This window comes from Flavipsychrobacter sp., from assembly GCA_041392855.1.
GTDB lineage: Bacteria > Bacteroidota > Bacteroidia > Chitinophagales > Chitinophagaceae > UBA5543.
Genome location: JAWKLD010000002.1, coordinates 40,355 through 52,777, shown reverse-complemented (window position 1 = coordinate 52,777; position 12,423 = coordinate 40,355). Strand labels below are relative to the sequence as shown.

Below are 12,423 nucleotides of genomic sequence, written 5' to 3'. Positions count from 1 at the left end.
TTGAAAATATGGAAATACACCTCAAAATAATAGGAGCTTGTTTACTCTTATTAGGTATTGCCCATATTGGTTTCCCAAGGTATTTTAAATGGAAGCAAGAGTTAATGAAACTAAGCCTTATTAATAGGCAGATGTTTGGTTCGCACACATTTTTCATTGCCCTTACCGTGACATTGATAGGTGCCCTTTGTTTAACTTATGCTGACGATCTGATACATACGGCTTTAGGTAATGTATTGTCACTTGGCTTGGGTATATTTTGGTTATTACGTTTATACTTCCAGTTGTTTGTTTATTCCTCGGCTTTATGGAAAGGAAAGGCTTTTGAAACACTAACACACATCGTATTCTCTTTGTTTTGGGGATATATGAGCTTTGTTTTTCTGTCCATATATTTTCAATAATAGTAAAGGCTACCTAATAGGTAGTAGTAAAGTACAAATGTAGAGACTCTATTGCTATGTATATCATATGCAAAAAAATCTTTAATTTAGTATTACCATGCTAAAGAAACCCCTATCATTATTACTCTTATTATTCATTACTTCTATGGCATGTGGGCAAAATTTGGTGCCTAACGGAAATTTTGAATATTATACTAGGTGCCCGGCGCATTTCAGTCAGATAGCAGATGTGCCTGCGTGGAGGCAGTATCATAAAGGTACAGCCGACTTTTATCATGAATGTGGTATATGGCCAGTATCGGCACCTTATTCTGTACATGGATACCAAATGCCAGCAAGCGGAAAAGGATATAGTGGTATAATATCTTTTACAAACGTTGGTGGAGTATTAGATACCTTTAGTTATACAGAGTATATCACCACTCCAATTACCCCAATGGTCAAAGGCAATTTCTATAAGGTTTCTATGTCCGTGTCACTAGCCAATATTTCAAAGTGGGCCTCAGATGGGCTTGGAGTTTTCTTTTATGATGTAGGGCCTTCTGCAACTGTAGCTGGTTCGGCTGCATTTTTACAAAATAAACCACAGGTCTATTTTGATACATATGGTCCAATAGCAGACACTCAAAATTGGGTGCGTTTATCCTCTATTGTTTATGCAGACTCTGCATACGATAATATTGTTATAGGAACTTTTATTCCCCAAGGAGGCCTTAAAGTGCAATATGTTAGTATTGCTGGGTCTCCTATGAGTTATTATTTTATAGATTCGGTAGTTGTAGCAGAATTTAAAGAACCTACTCTAGAGTTATCTGGTAAAGATTCTTATTGTGAAGGAGAGTTGTTTAATTTAAATTATACTACAAATGAGCCATACTCTCTTGGAAATATATTTACAGTAGAGCTGTCTGATTATAATGGAAGCTTTGCTAATAATACAAAAATTATTGGCTCAAAGTTAGCTACAACAAGTGGTAGTATAAAATGTACAATTCCTACATCTATTATACCTAGTACAAATTATAGATTGCGATTATTATCCAGTAGCCCTTCTTACAAAACACCACATAATAACAAAAAAATAAGTATAGGTATTTATCCCCAAGGGTTAAAAGCTACTGTGAATTCACCTTTGTGTTCTGGAGAAGTCATAAAAATGAATGTGAATTCGAATACACAAGATGTTATTTATACATGGACTGGACCTGTTAATTTTATAGGGTACGGATCTTATGTTTCTATTGCTAATGCACAAACAGTCAATGCTGGTAAATATACGGCCACGGCCTCGGTATTGGGGTGTGAGGCTAGCAAAGTACTTGATGTTTTAGTTAATAGCTACCCCGAGATTAATGTCAGCAAAGATAGCTTTGTATGTATTGATGACTCATTAGCATTGATAGCTACTACTAATATATCATCAGCAACATCTGAATGGAAGGGGCCAGCAAACTTTATAGCTTCTGGTCTTGTTGCAATTATTCCAAACGTTACAAAAAAAGACGCAGGAAGGTATATTGTAACCGTTGATAATTTTGGTTGTAAGACAAGCAAGAAGGTCAATATGAGTGTTATAGATTTGAATATTGATATAGGTAATGATATAGTATTATGTAATGGTGAAGAAAAAATATTGAATGCAGAAGTCCCCTCACAAGTAGATCCATTTTATCGTTGGCAAGATGGTAGTAGTAATAGTGAATATCTAGTAATGCATTCAGGCATGTTCCATGTTTCAATATCGACAATGTGTGGTTTTTATTCAGACACTATTAATATTGATTATCAAGTTTGTAAATGTACCCCCTTTATTCCAACTGCATTTACACCCAATAATGATGGACGTAATGATAAAATTGGTGTGACATATATTGATTGCGATGTTAGTCAATATAAGTTCCTGATAGTAAACCGTTTTGGTGAAGTAGTATTTGAGTCCACCGATGTAAAGCAAAAATGGGATGGGGTTTATAAAGGTGTAGAAGCTGAATTAGGAACATACTATTACCTTTTGCAACTAACAGGACCTTTTGAAAAGAAGTATTTATTTAAGGGGGATATTGTATTAATAAGATAAAAACTCCCTGCTAAAATAATAGCAGGGAGTACTCTATATTTTTAAAATCAGTTGATTAAAACTCTGCGTTACCCGGAGTACGAGGGAAAGGTATTACGTCGCGGATATTGGTCATGCCAGTAACAAATAGTACCATACGCTCAAAACCTAACCCAAAACCGGCATGTGGTGCAGTACCAAATTTGCGAGTGTCTAAATACCAGTACATCTCGTCCGTTGGTATGTCCATCTCATTCATACGTTGGGTTAGTTTATCTAAACGCTCCTCACGTTGAGAGCCTCCTACTATTTCACCAATGCCAGGTGCTAATATATCCATTGCAGCTACAGTTTTACCATCATCGTTTTGGCGCATGTAGAATGCTTTGATGTCTTTAGGATAGTCGGTAACTACAACGGGCTTTTTAAAGTGTTTTTCAACAAGGTAGCGCTCATGCTCACTTTGCATATCTATACCCCATTTCACTTCGTATTTAAACTTCTTTTTCTTGTATGGTTTTGATTGCATCAATACATCTATTGCTTCTGTGTAAGTAATGCGCTCAAAATCATTGTTCAATACAAATTCCAGCTTCTCGATCAAAGCCATTTCACTACGCTCTGCTTCAGGTTTGCCCTTTTCTTCATTAGCCAAACGCTCTTGTAAGAATTCTAGATCCTCACGGTTGTTATCCAGCGTGTATTTTATCAAATACTTCAGAAGGTCTTCCGCTAAGTCAGCATTGTCATTCAGGTCGTTAAACGCCACCTCTGGTTCTATCATCCAAAACTCTGCCAAGTGGCGGGTAGTATTAGAGTTCTCTGCACGGAAGGTTGGTCCGAAAGTATATACCTCACCCAATGCCATAGCGGCTAGCTCTGCTTCCAGCTGCCCGCTAACGGTTAGGTTAGTAGCGCGTTCGAAAAAGTCTTCCTTGAAATTTACAGCACCATCGTCATTACGAGGGGTATTGTCGAATGGTAGCGTCGTTACTTTAAACATTTCACCTGCACCCTCTGCATCACTGGCAGTTACTATAGGGGTGTGTAAATACACAAAACCTCTATCGTTGAAAAACTTATGAATAGCATAGGCTAAAGAGTGACGTACACGGAATACTGCTCCGAAAGTATTGGTACGGAAACGTAAATGTGCGATCTCGCGCAGATATTCTAAGCTTGGCCTATTCTTTAATTGTAGCGGATATTCTTCAGCATCACAAGTGCCTAGTATTTCTATACTATCAGCTTTTACCTCTACTTTTTGCCCTTTACCTTGAGATGCGATAACAGTACCATTAACATTAATAGCAGCACCTGTAGTTATATTATTAAGAACAGCATCGTCTGTCTGTTCCATATCTATTACCACTTGTACATTGCTCATGCAAGAGCCATCATTTAAAGCAATAAACTGATTATTACGAAAAGAGCGAACCCACCCTTTTACATTGATCGCATAATCTGTTTTCTCGCTTTGTAAGATGTCTTTAATCTTTGTGCGTGCCATTATTGTTTATTATTTATCAAAAAATAGATATTTAAGGGCTATTACCATTAATAATATGCCGAAAAACTTTTTTAATACTGCTGGGCTTATGCCCAAAGCTACTTTGCTGCCAAAGAAGCCTCCAATTACAAAGGTGCTGGCCAGCATTAGGGCAATTTTCCAGTTGACCTCGCCAGCCTTATAATAATTAAATGCGCCAATGAATGCTACAGGAAGTGCTAGCATGGCAAAAGAGGTTCCTTGTGCCATCTTTTGATTGAAGCCGAATAAGAATACCAAAGCGGGTACAATAACAATACCGCCGCCTACGCCAGCCATGCTCGATAAGAACCCGGCAGCAAGCCCTATTAGTAGTACCCCTATAATATATCCTGTACTCATACGCATTTGTTTTAGTTATTAGCCGCTATCATAGTTTTATAGTCGTTGATGCTGTGCTGTAATATCTTTTTAGCCAAACGCTCTCCTTGAAAGTCTTCGATCTTTACCACCTTTTGTTCCAATGTTTTATACTCTTCAAAGAAATGGCGCATTTCTTTAATGAAATACGAAGGTAGCTCACTAATATCATTAATATGTGCAACACTCATATCATTGGCACATACTGCTATTAGCTTATCATCAGCCTCACCTTGGTCTAGCATTCGCATTACACCTATTATTTTGGCTTCTACCAAAGTCATAGGTTGCATAGTTATCTGAGATAGTACTAATATGTCTAGCGGGTCTTTATCATCACAATAGGTTTGTGGTATAAAGCCATAATTAGCTGGGTAATAAAGAGATGAGTATAATACTCTGTCTAGTTTCAGCATACCTGTCTCCTTATCAAGCTCATATTTAGCTCTTGATCCTTTAGGTATCTCAATTATTGCATTTACGGTTTCCGGTACATTATCTCCATAGCTAACCGTATGCCATGGGTTGAAATATTGGTGTTTTTTGCTCATTGGCTGCAAAGGTAAATCTTAAATATTTCATAAACTCCATAGATTTCATAAATAGCTGATACTAATTTGAAGGTTTCCCTGTTTCTTTGCTACCCAATACAATTGAGCGCTTTAGAAGGTTGTCAGAGAGTTGTCACGCCTGTGTAAACGTCTATTAACTTTACAATAAAAAACTAAAACGCTGGTTGTTTTTTTAAAGTGTACTTATATCTTTGTAGGCACACATTGTTCATATTATAGTAATTAATAAACTAAACCAAAAACAATAAAAACAGAGTTATGGCAGATGTTAAAACAGCCGCAAAGAAACCTCAAGGTTCAAAAGCAGGTGCACCTAAGAAGGCGAACGATTTGATGAAGAACTTTTTAGTGATTGTACTTCTAATAACAATAGCAGAGCTTATTTTCCATGTTATCTTCGGAAGTGCATCTAACTTTAAAGATGCAGAAATGCACACACCAGCAAACCTTATGGGTACTATGTATCAAGGTGGATGGGTTGTACCTATATTGATGTCAACTTTCTTAGTATTGTTGTATTTCGTTATTGAGCGTGGTTTGACCGTGTTCAAAGCAAAAGGAAAAGTAAATGGTGGTGAGTTTGTACGTAGAGTACAATACCATCTTGCAAATAAAAACATCGATGCTGCAAAAGCTGAGTGCGATAAGCAAGCAGGTTCTGTAGGTAATGTAATGCGTAACGGTCTTAACAAGTATGAAGAGATGATCAAGGATACTGAGCTGGAAACAGAGCAAAAAATTGCTAGTATCCAAAAAGAGATCGAAGAAGCTACAGCGCTTGAGTTACCAATTTTGGAGAAGAACATGGTATTCTTATCTACAATTGCATCAGTAGCAACACTTATCGGTCTATTCGGTACGGTATTGGGTATGATCCGTGCATTCTCGGCAATGGCAGAAGCAGGTGCTCCAGATGGTGCTGCACTAGCTGCAGGTATCTCTGAGGCACTTATTAATACTGCATTAGGTATTGGTACTTCAGCTATCGCAATTATTGCATATAACTTCTACACTACTATTATAGATAACATCACATTTGGTATTGACGAAAGTGGTTTCACTTTAACTCAAAACTTCGCATCTAACTATAAGTAATAGTTTTTTGCGAAAATGTTGTGGAAAAAAGGCGGAATCCCGTCTTCATATTTATAACAGGTAGAAATTATATACAATGGGAAAGCATAAAATGCCACGGAAGAGTACGAATGTAGACATGACAGCGATGTGTGATGTTGCGTTTCTACTACTTACTTTCTTCATGTTGGCTACACAATTTAAGCCCGATGAGCCTGTAACGGTTGTTACCCCGAATTCAATTTCGGAAATTCCGATACCTGATAATGACATCATGCTGATCACAGTAGACCCTGATGGTCGTGTATTCTTTACGATCGATAATAAGCTTGTACGTAAAGAACTGATAGAGAAGCTTGATGAGCAGAAAGGATTAAACCTAACGGAACAAGAAAAAACCAATTTCGCAATTGGTGCTTCTATAGGTGTGCCTTTCAATAAATTGAAAGCTTATCTAGGATCGGACGGTAACCAGCAAACTGAAATAGACAAAGTAACTGCTGGTATCCCTACAGATACTACCAATTACTCTGACAGAAATGAGCTGGCGTTATGGATCAAAGAAGCTAGATATTCAAATCCTAAATTGCGTATCACTATCAAGGCAGACGGTAAAGCGGCTTACCCTGATATCGCAAAAGTGATCAATACACTTAAAGGATGGAAGATATTTAAATTCAACTTGATCACAGGTCTAAAAGCTGTGCCTGAAGGGTCTGCAGCTTATAGAAAGCAGCAAGGCGAGGGCTAGTTGAAATATTAGATTAGAAAAAACTATTTATAAAACTTAAAACTTAGTTCCATGGCAGAAATGGAAGTCGCCGATAAGGGCGGGAAGAAAGGTCCTGGGGTCAAAAAGTCGAAAAAGCTGTCTACGCGTGTTGACTTAACACCGATGGTGGATTTAGGTTTCTTGTTGATCACGTTCTTTATGTTTACGACAACGTTGTCTAAACCAAAGACGATGCAGATCAACATGCCGTTTGACGATGAGAAGATTGAAGAAGACGACCAAACTAAGATCAAAGAAAGTACAGCCTTAACAGTTTTGTTAAGTAAGAAACATAGAGTGTATTACTACGAGGGAATGGGAACAGACCCTGAAACTGCACCGGATGTTCAGGTGACTAACTTTGATCCTAATGATGGTATCAGAAAGGTAATTATTGATAAACAAGAGAAAGTAGAAAAACTAAGACGTCAAGGACAACTGGGCGAAAAAGATAAAACTACTATTCTTATCAAACCTGACAGTACCAGTACTTATGAAGACATGGTAAACATACTTGACGAAATGGCTATCAATGACGTTAGGGTATATGCTATTGTTGACATTACTGATGTAGATAGGGAGTTTATCAGCGCTACCGAGCAAGGGGCTGGAGAATAACAAGATTTATGGAAAATCTTGTTTTAAACATCTTTAAATAAAATATTATAAACAATGGATATCAATAAAATACTATCCAGCGATTACTTAGATATAGTCTACGAAGGTCGTAATAAGCAATATGGTGCTTATGAGCTTCGTAAGAATTATCCGAAAAGGATGATGAGGGCGCTCTATGTAATACTTGGTTTAGGTGTTATAGCTGCGGGTACTGCTGTTGTTGCTAGTATGAAGCCTGCTGAAAAGGTGAAGGTAGCAATGACACAGGAGGTTACTTTAGCAGAGCCACCGCCAATAGATCCTAATGAGCCACCACCACCGCCGCCACCACCACCACCGCCGCCACCGGTGAAACCAACGGTAAAATTCACTCCTCCTGTAATTAAGAAGGATGAGGAAGTGGCAGAGGAGGAGAAACCACCAGAACAAGAAGATCTTAAAGATGCTTCTGCTGGTTTGGAAACAGTGGAAGGTGATCCAGATGCAATTGATCCAGGTATAGTAGATGAAGGAGATGGTGTAGTTGAAGCTCCGCCACCACCACAGATATTGAAGTACGTGGAACAAATGCCGGAATCTCCATACGATGTGACGGCTTACTTAAGCAAGAATATTAATTATCCACCTCAAGCAAAGGAGAATAATATCTCAGGTCGTGTTATCGTACAGTTCGTTGTTAACGAAGACGGAGGTATCTCAGGAGCTAAGATCATGGGTAATCGTAGACTAGGTGGAGGGCTTGAAGAAGAAGCACTACGTGTGGTTAATAAGATGCCAAAATGGAAGCCTGGAAAACAAAATGGACGTGCAGTAAAGGTTTACTTTACATTGCCGATCTCTTTCCGCTTAGAATAATTTGAAATAACAATTTTGATATAAAAGGCTACTCAATAGAGTAGCCTTTTTGCATTTGTGATGTAAAAGTGAAATGATAGTTTGATGACAAAAAATGTATAGAAATGCTATGTAATATTCTTTTTCGTGCATCTTATTTACAAAGACCTTATTATGAAAAAGAACAAAATTTTGCAAAGCGATTACTTAGACATTTTATTTGATGGTCGTAATAAAGGCTATGGTGGCTATGCGTTACGAAAAAGCCAAGACAAGCGATATGCAAGATCTATGGCTGTCATACTAGGTTTGTGTATCTCTATTATTACCTACTCTGTTATAGGTAAAACGCCAGTTGAAGTAAAAGATAACCCAAGGATGATAGAGACTACTATTTGTGATTTAATAGTTTCTATTCCTGAAGTAAAACCTCCAGTAAAAGAAGTGAAACCTCCAGCGCAAAAGAAACAAGAAGTGAAGACGGTTAAAAATACCCCTCCTGTAATAACTAAGGATAATGAAGTGAAAGAAGATGAAAAACCACCAGAGCAAGATGAATTGAAAAATGCTGTAGTAGGTAATAAAAATATTGACGGTGATAGTACAGATATAGATGTATCAATAGTAGGTACAGGTAAGGGAGAAGTGCTTGGTACGGAGACAAAGGAGGTAGAAATTCCTAAATATGTAGCCAATATGCCTGCTGCTGAGTATGATTTAATGGCATATCTAAACAAGCATATTAGTTACCCAACTATGGCTAGAGATAACAATATAGATGGACGTGTAATGGTAGAGTTCGTAGTTAATGAAGATGGTAGTATATCAAGTGCTAAAGCTGTGGGTAACAGAGTGTTGGGCGGAGGGCTTGAAGAAGAAGCCGTAAGAGTGGTAAGCGCTATGCCTAAATGGAAACCAGGTAGCCAAAATGGAACTCCAGTAAAGGTTTATTTTACACTGCCAATCAGTTTTCAACTGCAGTAAATGCTCCTACATGAAATGTAATAAGTGGGTAATCTTTAGGATTACCCATACTTTTTAAGAAACTATTATAGATATGCTAGTTAATAGATATTACTTTTGTGTCAACCTTGTAATTATCAGTAAACATTAAATAGATGAAAAATATCTCAACAATATTAAGCGCTTTAGCCTTTGTTGGTGTTATCGTACTCTTTGGTATGAAATTCTCTGGAGGAGAAAAAGCTACGGTAAATACCTCTAATGAAGATAAAGGCGGCTTGACGATCGCTTTTGTTAATATAGACTCTTTGGAGGCACAAGACGTATACTTAAAAGCTAAAATGGAAGACCTTGAGCAGCGCCAAGAGAAAATGAGTGCTGAACTTCGTAAGTCTCAGCAAAAATTACAAGATAAATATGTTGCTTTCCAACGTAAAGCTCAGTCTGGGGCATTTACAAGTCAGGCAGAAGCTGAGGCAGCAGAAAAACAGATCTATCAAATGGATCAGAGTTTGAAGACTAGAGAAGCCTCTATGACAGAAGAGTTGTTGAAAGATCAGGAGAAGTTTCAGAAAGGTTTTCAGAAAAGATTAGACGATTTCTTTGCAGCATATAATAAAGACCATAAATACGATTATATCCTTCCGTATAGCAACTCTGTAAAGACTATCCTATGGGCAGATGGTGCGCATGACATCACCAACGATGTGATAGAAGGGTTGAATAAAATCACAGAAAAGGAAGGAACGACTGAGCAGAAGGAAAAATAAATAGTATTTTTCTAGAAAATCTCTCTTCGTGGAAAATAATAAAGAAGAATTTCATAGGTCACTCACATTACTCGATGGCACATTGTTGGTCATAGGTTCTATGATCGGCTCTGGTATATTTATTGTTAGTTCTGATATCGCACGCAATGTAGGTAGTGTAGGTTGGCTTATTGCAGTTTGGTTGATATCAGGTTTTATCACCTTGTCAGCAGCACTAAGTTATGGAGAGCTTAGTGGTATGTATCCCAAAGCTGGCGGACAGTATGTATACCTTAGAGAAGCCTTTGGTAAGATATGGGGTTTCTTGTATGGCTGGGCTTTTTTTGCAGTAATACAAACTGGTACAATAGCAGCAGTAGGCGTAGCCTTTGCCAAGTTTACAGGCTATTTCATCCCTGCCCTTGGAGAGGGAAATATTATAATAGGTAGTGCCGATGGTTTTAGCATATCGGCAGCACAGCTATTAGGTATTGGTATGATCGCTCTACTTACCTATATCAATAGTAGAGGAGTGGAAAATGGTAAGTGGATACAATTCTTCTTCACCTTTGCTAAGGTTGCTGCCTTGGTAGGGCTTATTGTGTTTGGTGTGCTCATGTTTGACGATGGTAGTGTGTGGACAAACAATTGGGCGGACGCATGGAATGCTAGTAAGCTGAATATTACTGCTGAAATGATCTCTCGTGAGAGTCTTACAGGGTTGACATTGGCAGCAGGAGTAGGTGTAGCCATGGTGGGAGCTCTGTTTTCAAGCGATGCATGGAACAATGTAACTTTCATAGCAGGAGAAATAAAAAAGCCGGAGCGTAATATAGGTTTAAGCTTGTTCATAGGTACAATGGTAGTAACACTGTTGTATGTATGTATGAACCTAATGTATGTGAATACGCTGACCATAAATGAGATGGCAACAGCACCTTCGGATAGAATAGCAGTGGCTGCGGCAGAAAAAGTATTTGGAGGTATTGGTGCTGGTATTATTGCAGGCTTGATCATGGTATCAACTTTTGGTTGTAATAATGGTTTGATACTATCAGGTGCTAGAGTGTATTATACAATGGCAAAAGATGGCTTCTTTGTGCCATCGGCTGGTAAACTGAATAAAAAGGGAGTGCCTGCCAGAGCATTATGGATGCAACTGATATGGGCATCTATTCTTTGCTTAAGCGGTACATATGGTCAGCTATTAGACTATCTGGTATTTACAGCATTGCTGTTTTATATATTGACTATCTCAGGCATATTTGTATTAAGAAAGAAGCAGCCGGATATGGCCAGACCATATAAAGCCTTTGGCTATCCTTTTATACCAATGCTTTACATTATTATGGCGGCAGTTATCTGTGTTATACTTTTGATATATCGTACAGAAACAGCAGGAATGGGCTTGATTATAGTGCTAATTGGTATTCCAATATATTTCTACTTAAAAAAGCGTGGATTACAAACCGATGAATAAGGAAGAGTTGATAAAGATGTTCGACAAGATGAACCAACTACATGTAGTAGTTGTGGGAGATGTAATGTTGGATAATTACTGGGTGGGTGATGTAGATAGAATATCTCCAGAGGCACCTGTGCCTGTTATTAGGTTGAAGACAAGAGAAAGCAGACTTGGAGGAGCAGCTAACGTTGCAGTAAACTGCAAGGCTTTAGGCGCAAGGGTAACTTTAGCAAGTATTGTAGGTAATGACCATGAAGGCAACCAGCTGAAAGAGCTGGCTAAAGAAGCCGGTGTAGGTACGGAGCTGCTAGTGAAGAGCAAGGATAGGATAACGACCTCGAAGACAAGAATTATTAGCAGAAGTCAGCAAATAGTGCGTTTGGATGATGAGCAGACAAATGATATTAGTACAGAAGAAGAACATCCGTTTTTAGAAAAGGTGCTGAAGTTTTTACAAATTGAAAAACCAGATGTACTCATTTTTGAAGACTACAATAAAGGTATATTAAAGCCTAATGTGATAGAGCGTATTACCAGCCATTGCAAAGAAATTGGTACTATAACATCAGTAGATCCTAAAAAGAATCATTTCTTGGATTATAAGTCTGTAGATATTTTCAAACCTAACCTCAAAGAAGTAAGAGAAGGGTTAAATATCCGGTTAGATAAGGTGGATGTGTCGGGAATGGACGAAGTGCACCAAAAGCTGAAAGGTATATTGGGCCATCAGGTTACGTTTGTAACATTGTCAGAGCTAGGAGTTTATTATAATAATGGTAATTCTGCTATTATTCCATCGCATTATAGAAGAATAGCTGATGTGTCAGGCGCAGGAGATACTGTTATTGCTACAGCAAGTATGGTTTACGCATTGACTAAAGACGCAGCGCTTATGGCAGCTATCTCTAATATTGCTGGCGGTTTGGTTTGTGAATCAGTAGGTGTAGTCTCTATTGATAAAGAACAGCTGGAAAAAGAAGCAGTCAAGGTCTTGAACGCTCAATAGT

13 protein-coding genes are annotated in these 12,423 nt (G+C 38.1%); 10 read left to right on the top strand and 3 right to left on the bottom strand.

All coding sequences use genetic code 11. The features are described 5' to 3' along the window. The first annotated feature begins 8 nt into the window (after positions 1–8). Together R2800_13890 and R2800_13885 are read left to right on the top strand one after the other, a co-directional pair. Positions 9–404: a hypothetical protein gene (locus tag R2800_13890; protein MEZ5018146.1), complete on the top strand. Its 396-nt coding sequence runs from the start codon at positions 9–11 to the stop codon at positions 402–404. A 97-nt stretch (positions 405–501) separates the two neighbouring features. After that, on the top strand, positions 502–2,481 hold the full coding sequence (locus R2800_13885; GenBank protein MEZ5018145.1) for a gliding motility-associated C-terminal domain-containing protein: 1,980 nt from the start codon (positions 502–504) through the stop codon (positions 2,479–2,481). 55 nt (positions 2,482–2,536) lie between these two features. Here R2800_13885 and asnS read toward each other — a convergent pair whose 3' ends face one another. From asnS to R2800_13870, 3 genes are read right to left on the bottom strand one after another with little or no spacing between them, the layout of a single operon-like run. Further along, on the bottom strand, positions 2,537–3,970 hold the full coding sequence (asnS, locus tag R2800_13880) for an asparagine--tRNA ligase (protein ID MEZ5018144.1): 1,434 nt from the start codon (positions 3,968–3,970) through the stop codon (positions 2,537–2,539). 9 nt (positions 3,971–3,979) lie between these two features. Further along, positions 3,980–4,351: a sulfite exporter TauE/SafE family protein gene (locus R2800_13875; protein MEZ5018143.1), complete on the bottom strand. Its 372-nt coding sequence runs from the start codon at positions 4,349–4,351 to the stop codon at positions 3,980–3,982. An 11-nt stretch (positions 4,352–4,362) separates the two neighbouring features. Continuing rightward, complete coding sequence (locus tag R2800_13870; GenBank protein MEZ5018142.1) at positions 4,363–4,920, bottom strand: inorganic diphosphatase; 558 nt, start codon at positions 4,918–4,920, stop codon at positions 4,363–4,365. A gap of 279 nt (positions 4,921–5,199) precedes the next feature. On the opposite strand from R2800_13870, the gene R2800_13865 reads away from it, so the two are divergent. From R2800_13865 to R2800_13830, 8 genes are all read left to right on the top strand, one after another. After that, complete coding sequence (locus tag R2800_13865; protein ID MEZ5018141.1) at positions 5,200–6,036, top strand: MotA/TolQ/ExbB proton channel family protein; 837 nt, start codon at positions 5,200–5,202, stop codon at positions 6,034–6,036. A 76-nt stretch (positions 6,037–6,112) separates the two neighbouring features. Next, positions 6,113–6,766 (top strand): biopolymer transporter ExbD, encoded by a 654-nt coding sequence (locus R2800_13860; GenBank protein ID MEZ5018140.1) that lies wholly within the window; start codon positions 6,113–6,115, stop codon positions 6,764–6,766. Between the two features lie 51 nt (positions 6,767–6,817). Next, complete coding sequence (locus R2800_13855) at positions 6,818–7,405, top strand: biopolymer transporter ExbD (GenBank protein MEZ5018139.1); 588 nt, start codon at positions 6,818–6,820, stop codon at positions 7,403–7,405. Between the two features lie 54 nt (positions 7,406–7,459). After that, positions 7,460–8,260, top strand: coding sequence for a TonB family protein (locus R2800_13850; protein MEZ5018138.1), 801 nt, complete (start codon positions 7,460–7,462; stop codon positions 8,258–8,260). 153 nt (positions 8,261–8,413) lie between these two features. Continuing rightward, entirely contained in the window at positions 8,414–9,223 is an 810-nt protein-coding gene (locus tag R2800_13845) for a TonB family protein (GenBank protein MEZ5018137.1), read from the top strand. A gap of 134 nt (positions 9,224–9,357) precedes the next feature. Next, a complete protein-coding gene (locus tag R2800_13840) occupies positions 9,358–9,972 on the top strand; it encodes an OmpH family outer membrane protein (GenBank protein ID MEZ5018136.1) in 615 nt (204 codons plus the stop codon). A gap of 28 nt (positions 9,973–10,000) precedes the next feature. Continuing rightward, a complete protein-coding gene (locus R2800_13835; protein MEZ5018135.1) occupies positions 10,001–11,431 on the top strand; it encodes an amino acid permease in 1,431 nt (476 codons plus the stop codon). Continuing rightward, the gene (locus R2800_13830; GenBank protein MEZ5018134.1) at positions 11,409–12,422 is read left to right on the top strand and encodes a bifunctional ADP-heptose synthase; all 1,014 of its coding nucleotides are present in this window, start codon (positions 11,409–11,411) and stop codon (positions 12,420–12,422) included. The genes R2800_13835 and R2800_13830 overlap by 23 nt, the downstream gene beginning before the upstream one ends. Position 12,423: the final 1 nt, after the last annotated feature.

Bases quoted from the DNA above. Each gene is read 5' to 3' on its own strand.
- R2800_13890 (MEZ5018146.1), top strand. From the start codon at position 9: ATGGAAATACACCTCAAAATAATAGGAGCTTGTTTACTCTTATTAGGT.
- R2800_13885 (MEZ5018145.1), top strand. From the start codon at position 502: ATGCTAAAGAAACCCCTATCATTATTACTCTTATTATTCATTACTTCT.
- asnS (MEZ5018144.1), bottom strand. From the start codon at position 3,970: ATGGCACGCACAAAGATTAAAGACATCTTACAAAGCGAGAAAACAGAT.
- R2800_13875 (MEZ5018143.1), bottom strand. From the start codon at position 4,351: ATGAGTACAGGATATATTATAGGGGTACTACTAATAGGGCTTGCTGCC.
- R2800_13870 (MEZ5018142.1), bottom strand. From the start codon at position 4,920: ATGAGCAAAAAACACCAATATTTCAACCCATGGCATACGGTTAGCTAT.
- R2800_13865 (MEZ5018141.1), top strand. From the start codon at position 5,200: ATGGCAGATGTTAAAACAGCCGCAAAGAAACCTCAAGGTTCAAAAGCA.
- R2800_13860 (MEZ5018140.1), top strand. From the start codon at position 6,113: ATGGGAAAGCATAAAATGCCACGGAAGAGTACGAATGTAGACATGACA.
- R2800_13855 (MEZ5018139.1), top strand. From the start codon at position 6,818: ATGGCAGAAATGGAAGTCGCCGATAAGGGCGGGAAGAAAGGTCCTGGG.
- R2800_13850 (MEZ5018138.1), top strand. From the start codon at position 7,460: ATGGATATCAATAAAATACTATCCAGCGATTACTTAGATATAGTCTAC.
- R2800_13845 (MEZ5018137.1), top strand. From the start codon at position 8,414: ATGAAAAAGAACAAAATTTTGCAAAGCGATTACTTAGACATTTTATTT.
- R2800_13840 (MEZ5018136.1), top strand. From the start codon at position 9,358: ATGAAAAATATCTCAACAATATTAAGCGCTTTAGCCTTTGTTGGTGTT.